This window comes from Agromyces sp. NPDC058064, assembly GCF_042885275.1.
Taxonomy (GTDB): domain Bacteria; phylum Actinomycetota; class Actinomycetes; order Actinomycetales; family Microbacteriaceae; genus Agromyces.
This window is the reverse complement of the sequence record NZ_JBHVSE010000005.1, coordinates 252088-269082: the sequence shown is the minus strand read 5'-3', so window position 1 is coordinate 269082 and position 16995 is coordinate 252088. Positions and strand designations below refer to the sequence as shown.

The window sequence follows — 16995 nt, the reverse complement described above, 5'->3', positions numbered from 1 at the left end:
CCGATGGCCTCGCCGTCCGGGCCCCGCGACCGAGCTCCCGGCCGTCCTCCGACGACCCGGCACCGCGGTCGGGCGGCCTCAGGCGTCGACGGGCGCCGTGAAGTCGGCGAGCTGCGCGGACAGCTCGGGCGAGACCAGCGCGCGCACGCGGGTGCCCTCCTCGAGATAGTCGACCGAGAGCACCCGACCGGTCTCGTGCAGCGTCGAGACGACGTCGCCGCGGTCGTAGGGCACCACGAGGTCGATCTCGACCGCGGGGTCGGGCAGCATGCGCGTGATCGCCGCGAGCACCTCGTCGATGCCCTCGCCCGTGCGCGCCGAGGCGAACACGGCGCCGGGCTCGAGCCCGCGCAGCACCAGCCGGTCTTCGGGCGTCACGAGGTCGGCCTTGTTGAAGACGATCAGCTCGGGGATGTCGCGTGCCCCGACCTCGCCGATGACGTCGCGCACCGTGGCGATCTGGCCGGCCGGGTCGGGGTGGGCCGCGTCGACGACGTGCACGATGAGGTCGGAGTCGCCGACCTCCTCGAGGGTCGAGCGGAACGCCTCGACGAGCTGGTGCGGGAGGTTGCGCACGAAGCCGACGGTGTCGGCGAGCGTGTAGACGCGACCGTCGGCCGTCGTGTTGCGGCGCACGGTGGCGTCGAGGGTCGCGAACAGGGCGTTCTCGACGAGGAGCCCTGCGCCCGTGATGCGATTGAGCAGGCTCGACTTGCCGGCGTTCGTGTACCCGGCGATGGCGACCGAGGGGATGGCGTTGCGCCGGCGGTTCGCGCGCTTCGCGTCGCGAGCGGGCTTCATGCCGGCGATCTGCTTGCGCAGCTTCGCCATGCGCGAGTGGATGCGGCGTCGGTCGAGCTCGATCTTCGTCTCACCCGGACCGCGCGAGCCCATGCCCGCGCCGCCGCTGCCGACCTGGCCGCCGGCCTGACGCGACATCGACTCGCCCCAGCCGCGCAGGCGCGGCAGGAGGTACTCGAGCTGCGCGAGCTCGACCTGGGCTTTGCCCTCGCGGCTCTTCGCGTGCTGGCTGAAGATGTCGAGGATGACCGCCGTGCGGTCGATCACCTTCACCTTCACCGCGTCTTCCAGGGCACGCCGCTGGCTGGGTGCCAGCTCGGTGTCGGCGACGACGGTGTCGGCGCCGAGCGAGGCGACGATGTGCCGGAGCTCCTCGACCTTGCCGCGACCGAGGTAGGTGCTCGGGTCGGGGTGCGGACGCCGCTGCAGTACGCCGTCGAGCACGCGTGCGCCCGCCGTCTCAGCGAGGGCCGACAGCTCGCGCAGCGAGTTCTCGGCGTCGTCGAGCGAGCCCTGCGAGTAGACGCCGATGAGCACGACGTTCTCGAGCCGGAGCTGCCGGTACTCGACCTCGGTGACGTCCTCGAGCTCGGTCGAGAGCCCGGCGACGCGGCGGAGAGCCGCGCGCTCCTCTCGCTCGAACTGCTCGCCGTCGGTCTCGGCACCGGCTGCGGCGTCGGAGCCCTGCTCCATCAGCGCCTCGGCGGCACCGGAGCCGAAGCGGGTCAGCCCGGCCTTCGTCTCAGCGCCGCGCAGCACCCGCTCGACAGCGTCGTCCGCGGTGTTCTGTTCGGCTTCATTCATCACGTTCAAGACTAGTTCCAATCGCTGCGATAGGTTCCCTGTATGGGTTCCGACCACTATTTCTCCGCGTCTCCGTCGAGCAGTTCGCGCACCCGCACCATCCGCGCGACCCTCGCCGGCCGCGAGGTCGAACTCACGACCGCCGGCGGCGTCTTCAGCCCCGAGCACCTCGATCAGGGCACCCGCGTGCTCCTCGACGCGGTGCCGGCTCCCCCGGCGTCGGGCGACCTGCTCGACCTCGGCTGCGGGTGGGGCCCGATCGCGCTCTCGCTCGCGCTCCGGTCGCCGGATGCCACGGTGTGGGCCGTCGACGTCAACGAACGCGCGCTCGAGCTCACGCGGCAGAACGCCGCACGACTCGGTCTGCACAATGTCAACGCCGTACTGCCCGACGATGTTCCCGACGGCGTCGGCTTCGCCGCGATCTGGTCGAATCCGCCGATCCGGGTCGGCAAGGCCGAGCTCCACGCGCTGCTCGCGCGCTGGCTGCCCCGCCTCGACGAGGGCGAGGTCGCGGCCGCCTGGCTCGTGGTCGCGAAGCACCTCGGTGCCGAGTCGTTGCAGCGCTGGATCGGCGAGGAGCTCGGGCTCGACGTCGAGCGTGCCGCGAACGCGAAGGGCTTCCGCGTGCTGCGCGTCGCCCGCGCGGCCTGAGCCGCGCTGTGCCCGTACCGCGGGCCCGAGGTGCGCTCAGCCGTACGCCCGAGCGTCCCGCCCGGAGCGCACCGCAGCCACGGTGGTGAGCACGAGGAACGAGAAGGTCGCGACGAGGACCACCAGCATCGGCTGCTGCCAGCCGCCGCTCGACTCGTGCAGTGCGGCGAGCAGTGGCGGACCCGCGGCCGCGAGCACGTAGCCGCCGGCCTGCACGAGCGCCGACATCTGCGTCGCCTCGCGGTCGTCGCGCGTGATGCGCACGACGGTCGAGATGATGACGACGAAGCCCGCCCCCTGCGCCACGCCGCCGAGCGAGATCCACAGCCCGTATCCCGCCGGGGCGACGAGGAGTCCGAGCGGCAGCGAGATCCAGAGCGCCCCGACAAGCGCGGGCTGCGGCCACACCGGTCGTGCGTTCGAGAGCAGCGGCGCGCCCAGCGCACCGGCGATCGCCGACAGCTGGAACAACGAGGCGACCGCCCCGGCCGCCACGTCGCTCAGGCCGAACTCGTCGGCGACGAGGCTCGGCAACCACGCGGTGAGGCCGTAGAACGAGAACGACTGCGCCGCGAACGCCGCCGCCAGGAGCCAGGTCATCGGGTTGCGCCAGGCCGATCGCGACGACGCCCGACGCTCGGGGTCGACCGCGGCGAGCGACCCCGTCACCGCGAGCACCTCCGCCTCCCTCGCCGCCGCGTTCTCGATCGTGGTGAAACGCAGGTGCACGCCCCAGACCACGAGCGCGACGATCATGAACGCCGACCACGACAGGATCGCGAGCTGCCAGCCGATCACCTCCGCCAGCGGCGCCGTGAGCAGGGCGGTCGCCAGCGAGCCGATGTTCATCATGGCGGCGTACACGCCCGTCACCAGCTGCGCGCGCTCGGGCGGCACATCGCGCCGGATGACCACCGGGATGACGACGTTGCCGATCGCGATGGCGAGGCCGATCACGATGGTGCCGGCGAACGCCGCCGCGGTCGTGCCGCCCGACCGGATGATCGTGCCGGCGAGGGCGCCGATGAGCGAGACGGCGACCGCCCGCTCGGCGCCCGTGAGCCTGATCGTCCACGCGGCGATCGGCGTGCCGAGCGCGAAGCACAGCACCGGCAGGCTCGTCAGCAGGCCCGCGGCGGTCGCCGAGAGACCGAGCTCCGCCTCGATGTCGCCGATCACCGGCGCGATGGCGACGAGGGGTCCGCGCAGATTCACCGCGACGAGCGCGATGCCGACGAGCAGCAGCCAGGGGAAGGCACCGCCGCGAGCGGGGATGGGGGCGTCGCGGGTCACCGTTCGAGCGTAGCCCGCCCGTTCGGCCGGCCGGAGGCCCTGCGCTCGTTCAGGCGAGCGTGAGCACGCCGTCGAAGACGAGCTCGGCGGGGCCCGCGAGGGCCACGTGCTCGCCGTCGGCGGCCTCGAACATGCGCACCCCGACCACGCCGCCCGGCACCTGCACCCGCCAGTCGTTCGGCGCGGAGGCGCCGGCCCAGTGCCGCACGGCGAGCGCCGAGGCGACGGCCCCCGTGCCGCACGAGAGCGTCTCGCCTGAGCCGCGCTCGTGCACGCGCATGCGGATGCGCCCCACGCCGTCCTCCACGAGCGGCTCGGCCGGCACCACGAACTCGACGTTGGCGCCCGCCACGGGGTCGGGGTCGAGGATCGGCGAGTACGCCAGGTCGAGCCCCTCGAGCTCGTCGTCGTCGGCGAGGGCGACGACGACGTGCGGGTTGCCCACGTCGATGCCGAGGCCAGGCCGGGCGACCGGCAGCTGCTTCGCACGCACGAGCGGCTCGCCGCCCGCGAGACGCCACGGCCCCAGGTCGACCTGGAAGCCCGTCGCCGTGCGGGTCACGAGTCGGACGCCCGCGCGGGTGCCGATCGCGATCTCGGCACCGGGGTGGAGCTCGGCGAGCCCCTGGTCGAGCAGGTAGCGCACGAACACGCGGATGCCGTTGCCGCACATCTCGGAGACCGTGCCGTCGGCGTTCCAGTAGTCCATGAACCAGACCGCACGCGGATCGGCCGCGAGGGCGGCGGCACCGTCGTCGAGGTTCTTCGACCGCACCGCACGGATCACGCCGTCGGCCCCCACGCCGAAGTGCCGGTCGCACACGGCGGCGATCTGCGTCGGCGTCAGCGCGTTCTCACCCTCGGGATCGCTGAAGAGCACGAAGTCGTTGCCCGTGCCCTGGCCCTTGGTGAATCGCAGATCGAACGGCATGCGACTCAGTCTAGGGCGGCCTGACGGGCCAGTTCGGCGCCCCTGGCCGCCACGTCGTCGGCGTCGATCACGGCGGCGTGCCGGTAGCGCTTGAACCACCCGACCTGGCGCCTGGCGTAGGTGCGGGTGAGCTGCTGCGTCTCGGCCACGGCGTCGGCGCGAGGCATCCGCCCCTGCAGCTCGGCGAGCGCCTGCGCGTAACCGATCGCCTTGCGCGCGGTGACCCCGCGCTCGAGGCCGAGGGGGACGAGCCCGCGCACCTCGTCGACGATGCCCTGCCGCCACATGCCGTGCACCCGCTCGTCGAGCCGTTCGACGAGCGCACCGCGATCGGATCGCAGGTGCACGATGCGGTGCTCGCGCCACGGCACCGGCTCGTCGGGGAGCCGCGCGGCGGCGGGCTCGCCCGTGACCTCGATCACCTCGAGCGCGCGAACCACCCGCCGGCCGTTCTGCGGGTCGACCTTCGCCGCGGTCTCGGCGTCGATGCCGCGCAGCCGCGCGTGCAGCATCCCCGGTCCGTGCTCGGCGAGCTCGGACTCGAGCCTGGCCCGCACCTCGGGGTCGGTGCCCGGGAACCGGAAGTCGTGGATCACGGAGGAGACGTAGAGCCCCGATCCCCCGACGAGCAGGGCGACCGCCCCGCCGTCGACGATCGAGTCGATGCGCGCACGCGCGAGCGACTGGTACTCGGCGACGGAGGCCTCGTCGGTGACGTCGAGCACGTCGAGCAGGTGGTGGGGTACCCCGCGGCGTTCGTCGACGGGGAGCTTGGCGGTGCCGATGTCCATTCCGCGGTAGAGCTGCATGGCGTCGGCGTTCACGACCTCGGCACGGCGGCCGGTGCGTTCGAGCGCGTCGGCGAGGTCGAGCGCGAACGCCGACTTGCCGGTGCCGGTGGCGCCGACGACGGCGATGAGGCTCACGTCAGCGCTGGCCGTCGGTCGGGTCGTAGATCGGCATGGTGCCGACCCCCGGGGCGACGAGCGGCTCGGCGCCGCGGGCCCGAAGCGTCGGCAGGCCGAGCGAGACCCGGCCCGGCGTCGACGAGCCCTCGCCCGAGCCCGCGGCCGGCACGGCGCAGCTCTCGGCCTGCGCCCGGTCCCAGGCGTCGCCCGCGCGGGTGCGGCGCACCCGCAACGGGGTGTCGTCGGTCGAGTCGGCGATGAGATGGAAGGGCGCGGCCTGCGTGATCACGACCGACACGACGTCGCCGGGACGCGGCAGCTCGGAACCCTCGGGCACCTCGAAGTGCACGAGTCGGCTGTCTTCGGCGCGACCGCTGAGACGGTGGGTCTCGGCGTCCTTCTTGCCCTCGCCGTTCGCGACGAGCACCTCGACGGCCTGCCCCGCGAGCTTCTGGTTCTCCTCCCAGGAGATGCGCTCCTGGAGGGCGATCAGGCGTTCGTAGCGCTCCTGCACGACCTCCTTCGGCACCTGGTCGTCCATCGTCGCGGCGGGCGTGCCCGGCCGGATCGAGTACTGGAAGGTGAACGCCGAGGCGAAGCGCGCGGCCTCGACGACGCGCATGGTCTCGAGGAAGTCCTCTTCGGTCTCGCCCGGGAATCCGACGATGATGTCGGTCGAGATCGCCGCGTTCGGGATCTTCGCACGGACGCGGTCGAGGATGCCGAGGAACTTCTCGGAGCGGTACGAGCGGCGCATCGCCTTGAGGATGCGGTCGGAGCCCGACTGCAGCGGCATGTGCAGCTGCGGCATGACGTTCGGGGTCTCGGCCATCGCGTCGATGACGTCGTCGGTGAACGCCGCGGGGTGCGGACTCGTGAAGCGGATGCGCTCGAGCCCTTCGATCTGCCCGGCCGCACGCAGCAGCTTGCCGAACGCCTGCCGGTCGCCGAACTCGACGCCGTAGGAGTTCACGTTCTGGCCGAGCAGCGTCACCTCGATCGCTCCGTCGTCGACGAGCGCCTGGATCTCGGCGAGGATCTCGCCGGGCCGGCGGTCCTTCTCCTTGCCGCGCAGGGCGGGCACGATGCAGAAGGTGCAGGTGTTGTTGCAGCCGACCGAGATCGACACCCAGCCGCTGTAGCTCGAGTCGCGCTTGGTCGGCAGCGTCGACGGGAACACCTCGAGCGCGTCGAGGATCTCGAGCTGCGCCTCGTCGTTGTGGCGGGCCCGCTCGAGCAGGCTCGGCAGCGCGCCCATGTTGTGGGTGCCGAAGACGACGTCGACCCACGGCGCCTTCTCGAGGATGAGGTTCTTGTCCTTCTGGGCGAGGCAGCCGCCGACGGCGATCTGCATGCCCGCATGACGGCGCTTGACGCCGGCGAGGTGGCCGAGGTTGCCGTAGAGCTTGTTGTCGGCGTTCTCACGCACGGCGCACGTGTTGATGACCACGATGTCGGCCTCGGCGCCGTCGGCCGGCACGTAGCCCGCCGCCTCGAGGGAGCCGCTGAGGCGCTCGGAGTCGTGGACGTTCATCTGGCACCCGAAGGTGCGGACCTCGTAGGTGCGCGGTACCGGCGTCGTCGCCTCGGCGCGGGCGACCTCGTGAATGGTGCTCATGATCGAACCAGTTTACGAGCCCTCACCTGCGAGTGCCGCCGTCACCGCCTCGCGCACGATGTCGCCGGGGTAGCCACGGCGCTGGAGGAAGGCCGAGAGGCGACGCTCGGCCGTCTGACGATCGAGACCGCGCAGCTGTCGTGCCCGTCGCTCGGCGACGGTGCGGGCGTTCTCGACCTCGGTCTCGGGGTCGAGGTCGTCGACCGCCGCGCGCGCGAGCGCCTGGTCGACGCCCCGGCGCCCGAGCTCTTGGAGCAGTGCGCCGCTGCCCTTGCCGCGGCGCACGCCCTGGCTGTGCACCAGCTGCTCGGCGAGGCGCGCGTCGTCGAGGTAGCCGAGCCGCTCGTACCGCTCGATCCACTCGTCGAGCTCGGAGTCGTCGAGCCCGTGCTCGGCGAGCACCGCCCGCACCTCGCGCACCGAGAGGGCGGAGCGCCGCAGCCGCGAGACCACGAGCCGGTCGATGCGCTCGTCGCGCTCGACCCCCGACTCGACGGGCTCCGCTTCGGACTCGGCCTCGCCGATGCTCCTGACGGCCCGAGGAGGCCGAGGCGCGCGACGCTCACGCGCCGCACGCGTCTCGCGCTTCGGGTGCGGGGTTCGTGCCTCGGCCGACTCGCCGCCGGGGGACGTCGCCGCGCCCTCCTCGTCGGGATCGACGTACCAACCGTCGGCGGGGTCGGGAGCGGGCTGTTCACCGAGCAGGTCGGATGCCCGGCGAGGCCGGCGCGCCGGTGCAGATCGACGCGCCGTACCCGCCTCACCGGGACGTTCTTCGACCGGAGGCGCGGCATCGTGCCGCACCCACGGAAGGTAGGTGACCGGGGCGAGGTGCTCGGCCGACGGGTCGTTCATACCGCTCCCCTCCCCGGTCATCTGGTGCTGCTCGCCGCTCAGGCGCCCTTGCGCTTCGCGGTGATCGACTCGACGTTCGCCGGCGCCGTGTTCGCAGCGGCCGCACCCGCCTGGCCGATGCCGAGCTTGACGAGGATCTTCTGCTCGATGTCGGCGGCGATGTCGGGGTTGGAGAGCAGGAAGTTACGTGCGTTCTCCTTGCCCTGACCGAGCTGGTCGCCGTCGTAGGTGTACCAGGCACCCGACTTCTTGACGATGCCCTGGTCGACGCCGTAGTCGATGAGGCTGCCCTCGCGGGAGATGCCCACCCCGTAGAGGATGTCGAACTCGGCCTGCTTGAAGGGCGGCGCCATCTTGTTCTTCACGATCTTCACGCGGGTGCGGTTGCCGACCGCCTCGGTGCCGTCCTTCAGGGTCTCGATGCGACGGATGTCGAGACGGACCGAAGCGTAGAACTTCAGCGCCTTGCCGCCGGCGGTCGTCTCGGGGCTGCCGAAGAACACGCCGATCTTCTCGCGGAGCTGGTTGATGAAGATCATCGTGGTGTTCGTCTGGTTGAGGCCACCGGTGAGCTTGCGGAGCGCCTGCGACATGAGGCGGGCCTGGAGGCCGACGTGGGAGTCGCCCATCTCGCCCTCGATCTCGGCGCGGGGCACGAGCGCCGCGACCGAGTCGATCACGATGAGGTCGATCGAGCCCGAGCGCACGAGCATGTCGGCGATCTCGAGGGCCTGCTCGCCCGTGTCGGGCTGCGAGACGAGCAGCGCGTCGATGTCGACGCCCAGCTTCTTCGCGTACTCGGGGTCGAGCGCGTGCTCGGCGTCGACGAACGCGGCGATGCCGCCGGCGCGCTGCGCGTTGGCGATCGCGTGGAGCGTGAGCGTCGTCTTGCCCGACGACTCGGGACCGTAGATCTCGACGATGCGGCCGCGCGGGAGTCCGCCGACGCCGAGGGCGACGTCGAGGGCGATGGAACCGGTGGGGATGACCTCGACGGGGGCGCGCTCTTCGCTGCCGAGGCGCATGACCGACCCCTTGCCGAACTGGCGGTCGATCTGCGCGAGCGCGGCTTCGAGCGACTTCTCGCGGTCTGCGGGTGATGCCATGGTGTGGACTCCTTCGATGCTCGTGTGCTGCTGCCTCTAGGCTGTCGTTCCACGTCGCGGGCCCCGGCTGACCGGTGCTGACCCGCGGCGTCTCGCGACAAGGCGGTTGCGGTGTGTTCCGACGCATCGACCGTATGGTCGACCACCGACATCCGACGCCCGCTCGGGCCGGGATGTGGACGGTCGCGCCGTTCCTCCTGCTGTTGAGGAGCCTAGCGCAGGATCCGAATGAATGTTCGAACCGACGCCCCGCGTGTCGAACGCGTCTTCGGAACGACGTGAGCCCGGGCCGGGGCGGGAGTCAGCGCCCCGAGGCCCCCCGCTGCTCCCCCGGCACCGGGCGGCCCGCGCCGTGCCGGTGCGACTCGGGGACGTCCGTCGCCTCGCAGAGCGCGAGCCAGACCTCGCGCGGCCGCACCCCAGCGGCGAGCGCCTCGCGCGCCGTGCGACCGCCGAGCGAGGCGAGCACGAGGTCGTTCACGACGACCCCGCCGTAGCCGGCGCCGAACTCCGCGTCGACGGCGATCTGGAATTCACTGAGCTTCACGGGACCTCCGGACATGGCTTCGGCCGGTCCGAAGACCGGCCGAAGCGAGAGAAGAACGATCGGGTCAGCGTGCTCAGCGGACCATGAGGTCGGCGTCGAACTCGGCGACGAGCTCGTCGGGCAGGCTGTCGGGCACCACGGAGAGGCCCTCGAGCACCGCGATGCGGTCGCCGACCTCGTGCATGATCACCGAGATGGGCGTGTCGAGCGCCTCGGCGACCGAGGCGAGGATCTCGGACGAGGCCTCTTTCTGACCCCGCTCGACCTCGCTCAGGTAACCCAGGGCGACGCTCGCCTTGGACGCGACCTGCCGGAGCGTGCGCCCCTTCTGCAGGCGGAAGTCCCTCAACACGTCGCCGATCTCCTGTCGAACCAGAACCATCGGGGAACCTCCTTCTACACTGCCTCGACTCCGCCGGAGCCGGAAACGGGAGCGTCAGTCTACCTGATGCTCGTGCTTCCGAATCTAGCGTTGCACACTGGGCCTTTCGTGTGAACCTGCCACATGTAACAGGGTGTTCACGAAGACTATTCCGTCACCGCCGTTCTTCCTCCCAAGCGGGCAGCGAGGCGGTGATCGGCTCGGCTCCGGCGGCCTCGAACCTGGCCCGCCGGCGCTTCAGCCACACCCCGACGACGACGATGACCGCGAGCGCCGAGTACGCGATGATCGCGAACGGGCTGTGCACGAGGTACGAGAGGTCGCCCTGGCTGATGGCCATCGACTTGCGCAGCTGCTCCTCGGCCATCGGCCCGAGGATGCCGCCGACGACCATCGGCGCGACCGGGTACCCGTAGCGCCGCATGAGGAACCCGACGAGCCCGACGACGAGCAGCACGAAGGTGTCGAACACGTTGAAGTGCAGCGCGTAGGCGCCGAGGCCCGCGAAGGCGAGGATTCCGGCGTAGAGGTACGGCCGCGGGATCCGGAGGACCTTCACCCACATGCCGACGAGCGGCAGGTTCAGCACGAGCAGCATGACGTTGCCGATGTAGAGGCTCGCGATGAGCGCCCACACGAGCCCCGACTGGTTCTCGAACAGCATCGGCCCCGGACGGATGCCGTACGACTGGAACGCCGAGATGATGATCGCCGCCGTCGCGGTCGTCGGCAGTCCCAGCGTGAGCAGGGGCACGAGCACGCCGGCGGCGGCCGCGTTGTTCGCCGCCTCCGGTCCCGCGACGCCCTCGATCGCGCCCCGGCCGAACTCGGCCCTGGCGTTGCCCTTCGCGAGCCTGCGCTCGGTCGCGTACGAGAGGAACGTCGCGACGTCGGCGCCGCCCGCCGGGATCGTGCCGATCGGGAACCCGATCGCCGTGCCCCGGAGCCAGGGCCGCCACGACCGTGCGAGGTCGCGACGCGACATCCAGCTGCGCCACCCCTTCGTCACCGGGATGACCCGCACCGGGCCGTGCCGGAGCCGCGACGCGACGTAGAGGGTCTCGCCGAGGGCGAAGAGCCCGACCGCGATGATGACGACGTCGATGCCGTCGGCGAGGCTCGGCACGCCGAGCGTGAAGCGCTGCTGCCCCGAGAGGACCTCGGTGCCGACGAGGCCGACGAACAGCCCGAGCCCGAGCGAGACGAGCCCGCGCGGCACGCTCGAACCGAGCAGCGCCCCGACGGTGAGGAACGCGACGACGATGAGCGCGAAGTAGTCGGCCGGGCCGAGCTGCACCGCGAGCTTCGAGATGCCGGGTGCGAGGAACGTCAGCGCGAGGGTCGCCGCGGTGCCGGCCACGAAGGACCCGAGCGCGGCGGTCGCCAGCGCCGCGGCGCCCCGGCCCGCCTTCGCCATGCGATTGCCCTCGAGCGCGGTCACGATCGAGGACGACTCCCCCGGCGTGTTCAGGAGGATCGAGGTCGTCGAGCCCCCGTACATGCCGCCGTAGTAGATGCCGGCGAAGACGATGAGCGCCCCGGTCGGGTCGAGCGAGTAGGTGAGCGGCAGCAGCAGGGCGACGGTCATCGCCGGACCGATGCCGGGCAGCACGCCGACGGCGGTCCCGATGAAGACGCCGAAGAGCGCGTAGAGCAGGTACTGCGGCTGGAGGGCGGTGGCGAAGCCCTCGAGCAGCGCGGTGAGGCTATCCATGGAAGATCGGGATCCAGTCGAGAAGGGGGCCGGCGGGCAGCGAGAGCCCGAGCCAGGCGCCGAAGACGAGTTGCGTCACGAGCCCGAGGCCCGCGCCGACGGCGAGCGCGACCCACCAGCGCTTCGCGCCGAGCGACCAGGCGGCGCCGGCGAAGAGCACCATGACCGCGATCGGCCAGCCGGCGAGCTCGATGAGCACGAGCTGGGTGCAGAAGCACACGACGAGCTTCGCGACCGTCAGCCAGTCGGTCGGGGCGTCGGGGTCGACGTCCTCGCCGTCGTCGGGCGTGCCGCGATGCCCGCGCAGCACCTGGCCGACGACGACGAGGGATGCCACGAGGAGCAGCGCCCCGACGGCGTACGGGAACACCCGGGGCCCGAGCACGCTCGCCGAGCCGGGCGGCACCCTGATGAAGCCGGCGCCCACGATCGTGTACACGCCGAGCGCCGCGCAGATGCCGGCGAAGACGAGCTCGCCGACGGGCGGGCGTGCCCGTGAGGGGGTTCCCCCCGACGTGGGGGCGTCGGGGGGAACCGGGATCGGGGAGGTCACTGGGAGACCAGGCCGATCGTCTGGAGGGTGGAGGTCACCTCGGCGATGTCGCTCGTGAGGAAGTCGTCGAAGTCGCCGCCCGTGAGGAACGCGTCGCTCCAGCCCTTCTCCTCCAGCGTCGAGGTCCGCCCGCCGGAGGCGTGCATCTCGGTCACGAGCTCGGTCAGCGCCGCCTTCTCGTCGTCGGAGATGCCGCCGGGTGCGAGGACGCCGCGCCAGTTCGTGAGCTCGACGTCGTAGCCCTCCTCCACGAGCGTAGGCGTGTCGGGCAGCAGCTCGACCCGCTCGGGCGACGAGACCGCCAAGGCGCGGAGCTCGCCCGCCTCGATCTGCTCGACGAACTCGCCGACGCCCGAGATGCCCGCCTGCACGGTGTTGCCGAGCAGCATCGTGACGGCCTCGCCGCCGCCCGAGTTCGGGATGTAGTTGAGGGTCGTCGGGACGTCGGCCGCGTCGACCCCCGCCTCGACGAGCAGCATGCCGGCGAGGATGTGGTCGGCGCCGCCGGCCGAGCCGCCGGTCACCGAGATCGCGGCGCCCTCGTCGACGATCGCCTCCACCAGGTCCTCGGCGCTCTCGTACGGCGAGTCCGCGGGCACGACGAGCACGAGCGCCTCCTCAGTGAGGCGAGCGATCGGCGTCGTGTCCTCGATGCGGCTGGCCGAGGCGTTCGTCTCGACCGCGCCGACCATCACCAGTCCGGTGACCATGAGCGTCGCCGGGTCCTGCTCGTTCGCGAGGGCGGCGAGCCCGACGGTGCCGCCGGCGCCGCCGATGTTCTCGACGGGCGCCGAGCCGACGAGGTCCTCGTCGGTCAGCACCTGCGACATCGCCCTGGCGGTCTGGTCCCAGCCGCCGCCGGGGTCTGCGGGGGCGATGAGGTTCACCGAGTCGAGCGCGACGGCCTCGCCGCCGTCGCCGCCCGAGTCGGCTCCGGTCGCCGGGGCGCTGCACGCCGCGAGGGCCAGCGCTCCGGCGAGCCCGAGCCCGAGGCCCGCGAGGCCCCGGCGGACGGGACGACCGGACGTGATGCGGAAATGGACGGCCGAGGTGCTCGGCCCGCTGCGAGATCGCAATTCTCCTCCTTGAGCGCCCGGCGGCTCCGACGGGCGACGATCGATTCGGCTCGACGCTAGGGACGGCGCCCGCGCTGCGGAACGCTGCGGTCGTAACGGTCGTAGTGGTCGTTTCGGAGACTTCGGTCGTACTGGTCGATTCGGTCGTATTGGTCGCGGGCGGGATGCCGTGGGCCGCCCGCCGGTGGGGCACACTTGACAGGTGGTCCGGTCGATGACGCTTGGCATGCAGCTGTTGCTGCTGCAGCTCGCCATCGTGCTCGTCACCGTCGTCGGCACCGGCCTCACCGCGATGTGGCTCCAGGAGCAGCAGCTCCGCGAGGGCTACCAGGACCGCATGATCGCGGTCGCGCAGTCGGTCGCCGGGCTCCCCGTCATCACCTCCGCCTTCGACGACGCCGACCCCGCCGCGACGATCCAGCCGGTCGCCGAGGTCGTGCGCGAGGCATCCGACGTCACCTACGTGGTCGTCTCGGACGACGCGGGCATCCGCTACTCGCACCCGAACCCCGACCGCATCGGCGAGCGGGTGTCGACCGACCCGGCCATCCCGCTCTCGGGGCGGATCTACGTCGGCACGCAGACGGGCACCCTCGGCGAGTCGTGGCGGGTGAAGGTGCCGATCTTCGACGACGACGGCGAGGTGATGGGGCAGGTCTCCGTCGGGATCCTCGAGTCCGAGCTCCGCGCCGACTTCCTCGGCAACCTCACCCTCCTGCTCGTCGCACTCGTGATCGCCGCCGTCATCGGCGTCATCGGCTCGGCCTGGATCGGCCGGCTCATCCGGCGCCGCATCTACGGCCTCGAGCCCGACGAGATCCGCGCCATGCTCGAGACCCGCGAGGCGATGCTGCACGGCATCCGCGAGGGTCTCGTCGCCGTCGACGACCGGGGCCGAGTGGTCCTCGTGAACGACGCCGCCGCCCGGCTGCTCGACCTCGACGGGACCGCCGAGGTACTGGGTCGCCGCGTCGACGAGGTGCTCGACCCCGAGCTCGCCCGCTTCATCACCTCCGGCGAGGAGCGCGAGAGCCCCGTGCTCTCGGGCGAACGCGTGCTGCTCGTGCACGGCGACCGGGTGCGCGTCGACGGCCGCGAGATCGGCTCGATCGCCATCCTCCGCGACCGCACCGAGCTCGAGACGACGCTCCGCGAGCTCGAGGGCGCGCAGACCCTCGCCGACGGGCTGCGCGCGCAGTCGCACGAGTTCTCGAACAAGCTGCACGTCGTGAGCGGGCTGCTCGAGCTCGGGCACCTCGACGCTGCGCTCGACTTCATCGAACGCGTCGGCAGCGGCGGAGCGCTCTCGACGCTCGACGCCCACGAGGGCCTCGCCGACCTCGAGATCGCGGCGCTCGTGCTCGCGAAGCGCACCCGCGCGCAGGAGCTCGGCATCGCCGTCGAGCTCGCCCCCGACGCGCACCTCGACGCCACGCACGGCGCCGAGCCGCGGACCGAGCTCGTGACGATCGTCGCGAACCTCATCGACAACGCCATCGAGGCGTGCGTGCTCGGCGGCCGGGTCGTGCTCGACGTGCGCGACGACCTCGAGCCGGGCGCCGTCGTCGTGCGGGTCGACGACGACGGTCCGGGGGTTCCTCCCGCCCAGCGCGAGGCGATCTTCGAGCCCGATGTGTCGGGCAAGGCCCCCGTGCCCGGGAAGGCCCGGCGCGGCATCGGACTCGCGATCGTGCAACGGATCGCCCGCCGCCTCGGCGGCGAGGCGCGCGTCGGCGACTCGCCGCTCGGCGGCGCCCGCTTCACGGTGCGGCTGCCGTGGGGCGGCGCGGGCGAAGCGGTCGGTGCGACGGCCGGGCGCGTCGGTACCGGCGGCGCAGGCGGTTCGGACGCCTCGACGGGACCTGCACGATGACCGCCGCCTCCTCGGCGAGCTCCCCCGCCGGCGCCGAGCTCCGCGTCGTGGTCGTCGACGACGACCTCGCGGTCGCCCGCGTCAACCGGGCGTTCGTCGCCGCCCACCCCGGATTCGCCGTCGTCGCCGAGGCGCACACCGGGGCCGAGGCGCTCGCCGCGATCGCACGCCTCCGCCCCGACCTCGTGCTGCTCGACATCTACCTGCCCGATCTCGGCGGCCTCGACGTCCTGCGTCGCCTGCGCGCCGCGGGCGACGAGGTCGAGGTCATCGCCGTCACCGCGGCCCGCGATCTCGACACCGTGCGCACGGCCCGACTGCTGGGCGTGCGGCACTACCTCGTCAAGCCGTTCTCGGGGGCGAGCCTCGGCGACCGCCTCGACGAGGTGCGCCGCAGCATCGCGGCCGACCGCGCCGCGCCCGCCGCGCTCGACCAGCGCGCGGTCGACGCCGCGCTCGGCTCGGCTCCCGTCCGTCGGGGCACGCTCCCGAAGGGGCTCTCGGCCGTGAGCCTCGAGCGGGTCGCCGCCGGCCTCGCCGCCCGAGCCGGCGACGCGTCGGCTGCGGAGATCGCCGAGACGCTCGGCATGTCGCGGGTGAGCGCACGGCGCTACCTCGAGCACCTCGTCGCCACGGGCGCCGCCGAGGTCGCGCCGCGCTACGGCTCGGCCGGGCGACCCGAGCACCGCTACCGCCTGCCGCGGTAGGCCGTCAGCCGTCGCCGAGACGCCGGAGGGCGTGCTCGACGAGCGCGCGCACGGTGGCCTGCCGGATCTCGGCGCGGTCCCCGGTGAGTGCGAGCTCGATCGCGTCCGCGTCGTCGCCGCGGGCACCGCGGCCGCCGCCGCCGCCGTCGACCGAGATCCCGAGGAAGACGGTGCCGGGCGGGCGACCGCCCTGCCAGTCGGGGCCGGCGACGCCCGTCGTCGCGAGGCCGACGTCGGCCGGGCGACCGTCGATCGCGAGCGCCGCGCGCACGCCGCGCGCCATCTGCCGCGCGACCTCGGGATGCACCGGCCCCTCGCGGTCGAGGAGCGCGCCGTCGACGCCGAGCAGCGAGGCCTTCACCGCGGTGTCGTAGGCGACGATGCCGCCGGAGACGACGAGCGAGGCCCCCGGCACCGAGGTGAGCTCGGCCGCGACCAGGCCGCCCGTGAGCGACTCGGCGACCGCCACGCGCAGGTTCCGGCGGGTGAGCAGCTCGATGAGCGCCCTCGTCGACTCGTCGGGGCGCGGCATCCGATCGCTCGTCTCGGCGCTCACGACGCTCAGCTCGCGGCGCCGGCGCCCCGCGCGAGGCGCACCGCGTCGCGCACGTAGAGCAGGCCCGACCAGAGCGTGAGGACGAGCGCGAGGCCCATGACCGCCCAGTTGACCCAGAGGATCCAGTCGCCGACGATCGTCCAGAGCGGGACGAGCGCGAGCGAGATCGCGACGGCCTGCACCACGGTCTTGAGCTTGCCGCCCGACGAGGCGGGCACGACGTTGCCGCGGCGCAGCTCGACGAGGCGCCACACGGTGATGCCGACCTCGCGCACGATGATGAGGATCGTCACCCACCACCACAGCTCGCCGAGGATCGAGAGGCAGACGAGTGCGCCGCTCGTCAGCAGCTTGTCGGCGATGGGGTCGAGGATCTTGCCGAGGTCGGTGATGAGCCCCCGCGAGCGGGCGATGTGCCCGTCGATGCCGTCGGTCGCGATCGCCACGATGAACAGCGCCGCAGCCCACCAGCGGAGCGGGCCGTCGGCGCCGTCGTCGGCGAGGAGCAGCCAGAAGAACACGGGCGCGGCGAGGATGCGCACCACGGTGATGGCGTTCGGAAGATTCCAGTTCGCCGATCGCCCGGGGGTGCCGGCGGAGGAGGTCATACGCCCAAG

Annotated in this window: 17 protein-coding genes; 3 read left to right on the top strand and 14 right to left on the bottom strand. The window is 72.4% G+C overall.

From position 1 onward, the window contains the following. Positions 1 to 78: 78 nt before the first annotated feature. Positions 79 to 1605, bottom strand: coding sequence for a GTPase HflX (gene hflX / locus ACFVSL_RS16810; RefSeq protein ID WP_386942120.1), 1527 nt, complete (start codon positions 1603 to 1605; stop codon positions 79 to 81). A 42-nt stretch (positions 1606 to 1647) separates the two neighbouring features. On the opposite strand from hflX, the gene ACFVSL_RS16805 reads away from it, so the two are divergent. Next, on the top strand, positions 1648 to 2259 hold the full coding sequence (locus tag ACFVSL_RS16805) for a class I SAM-dependent methyltransferase (RefSeq protein WP_386942119.1): 612 nt from the start codon (positions 1648 to 1650) through the stop codon (positions 2257 to 2259). Between the two features lie 36 nt (positions 2260 to 2295). Here ACFVSL_RS16805 and ACFVSL_RS16800 read toward each other — a convergent pair whose 3' ends face one another. From ACFVSL_RS16800 to ACFVSL_RS16750, 11 genes are all read right to left on the bottom strand, one after another. Further along, a complete protein-coding gene (locus ACFVSL_RS16800; RefSeq protein WP_386942118.1) occupies positions 2296 to 3552 on the bottom strand; it encodes a CynX/NimT family MFS transporter in 1257 nt (418 codons plus the stop codon). A 49-nt stretch (positions 3553 to 3601) separates the two neighbouring features. Beyond that, on the bottom strand, positions 3602 to 4483 hold the full coding sequence (gene dapF / locus ACFVSL_RS16795) for a diaminopimelate epimerase (protein ID WP_386942117.1): 882 nt from the start codon (positions 4481 to 4483) through the stop codon (positions 3602 to 3604). 5 nt (positions 4484 to 4488) lie between these two features. Further along, a complete protein-coding gene (gene miaA, locus ACFVSL_RS16790) occupies positions 4489 to 5409 on the bottom strand; it encodes a tRNA (adenosine(37)-N6)-dimethylallyltransferase MiaA (RefSeq protein WP_386942116.1) in 921 nt (306 codons plus the stop codon). A gap of 1 nt (position 5410) precedes the next feature. Next, on the bottom strand, positions 5411 to 7009 hold the full coding sequence (miaB, locus tag ACFVSL_RS16785; protein WP_386942115.1) for a tRNA (N6-isopentenyl adenosine(37)-C2)-methylthiotransferase MiaB: 1599 nt from the start codon (positions 7007 to 7009) through the stop codon (positions 5411 to 5413). Positions 7010 to 7021: 12 nt separating this feature from the next. Next, the gene (locus ACFVSL_RS16780; protein ID WP_386942114.1) at positions 7022 to 7864 is read right to left on the bottom strand and encodes a regulatory protein RecX; all 843 of its coding nucleotides are present in this window, start codon (positions 7862 to 7864) and stop codon (positions 7022 to 7024) included. Between the two features lie 38 nt (positions 7865 to 7902). Continuing rightward, complete coding sequence (gene recA / locus ACFVSL_RS16775) at positions 7903 to 8970, bottom strand: recombinase RecA (RefSeq protein ID WP_386942113.1); 1068 nt, start codon at positions 8968 to 8970, stop codon at positions 7903 to 7905. A gap of 301 nt (positions 8971 to 9271) precedes the next feature. After that, positions 9272 to 9517 carry a DUF3046 domain-containing protein gene (locus ACFVSL_RS16770; protein ID WP_386942112.1) on the bottom strand — a complete coding sequence of 82 codons (246 nt, stop codon included), beginning with the start codon at positions 9515 to 9517 and terminating at the stop codon, positions 9272 to 9274. A 73-nt stretch (positions 9518 to 9590) separates the two neighbouring features. After that, the gene (locus ACFVSL_RS16765) at positions 9591 to 9899 is read right to left on the bottom strand and encodes a helix-turn-helix domain-containing protein (protein WP_386942111.1); all 309 of its coding nucleotides are present in this window, start codon (positions 9897 to 9899) and stop codon (positions 9591 to 9593) included. Between the two features lie 154 nt (positions 9900 to 10053). Then, positions 10054 to 11613 carry a tripartite tricarboxylate transporter permease gene (locus tag ACFVSL_RS16760; RefSeq protein ID WP_386942110.1) on the bottom strand — a complete coding sequence of 520 codons (1560 nt, stop codon included), beginning with the start codon at positions 11611 to 11613 and terminating at the stop codon, positions 10054 to 10056. Beyond that, positions 11606 to 12166 (bottom strand): tripartite tricarboxylate transporter TctB family protein, encoded by a 561-nt coding sequence (locus ACFVSL_RS16755; protein ID WP_386942109.1) that lies wholly within the window; start codon positions 12164 to 12166, stop codon positions 11606 to 11608. Before ACFVSL_RS16755 ends, ACFVSL_RS16760 begins: the two co-directional genes overlap by 8 nt. Beyond that, positions 12163 to 13242, bottom strand: coding sequence for a Bug family tripartite tricarboxylate transporter substrate binding protein (locus tag ACFVSL_RS16750; protein WP_386942108.1), 1080 nt, complete (start codon positions 13240 to 13242; stop codon positions 12163 to 12165). Before ACFVSL_RS16750 ends, ACFVSL_RS16755 begins: the two co-directional genes overlap by 4 nt. 226 nt (positions 13243 to 13468) lie before the next feature. Between ACFVSL_RS16750 and ACFVSL_RS16745 the strand changes: the two genes are divergently transcribed. Next, the gene (locus tag ACFVSL_RS16745; RefSeq protein WP_386942107.1) at positions 13469 to 15115 is read left to right on the top strand and encodes an ATP-binding protein; all 1647 of its coding nucleotides are present in this window, start codon (positions 13469 to 13471) and stop codon (positions 15113 to 15115) included. Beyond that, positions 15112 to 15822, top strand: a complete 711-nt coding sequence (locus ACFVSL_RS16740) for a response regulator (RefSeq protein ID WP_386942106.1) — start codon at positions 15112 to 15114, stop codon at positions 15820 to 15822. The genes ACFVSL_RS16745 and ACFVSL_RS16740 overlap by 4 nt, the downstream gene beginning before the upstream one ends. A 4-nt stretch (positions 15823 to 15826) precedes the next feature. On the opposite strand, the gene ACFVSL_RS16735 is transcribed toward ACFVSL_RS16740, so the two are convergent. Both ACFVSL_RS16735 and pgsA read right to left on the bottom strand, forming a co-directional pair. Then, positions 15827 to 16354: a CinA family protein gene (locus tag ACFVSL_RS16735; protein WP_386942157.1), complete on the bottom strand. Its 528-nt coding sequence runs from the start codon at positions 16352 to 16354 to the stop codon at positions 15827 to 15829. Between the two features lie 29 nt (positions 16355 to 16383). Further along, complete coding sequence (gene pgsA, locus ACFVSL_RS16730) at positions 16384 to 16986, bottom strand: CDP-diacylglycerol--glycerol-3-phosphate 3-phosphatidyltransferase (RefSeq protein WP_376940778.1); 603 nt, start codon at positions 16984 to 16986, stop codon at positions 16384 to 16386. Positions 16987 to 16995 lie beyond the last annotated feature (9 nt).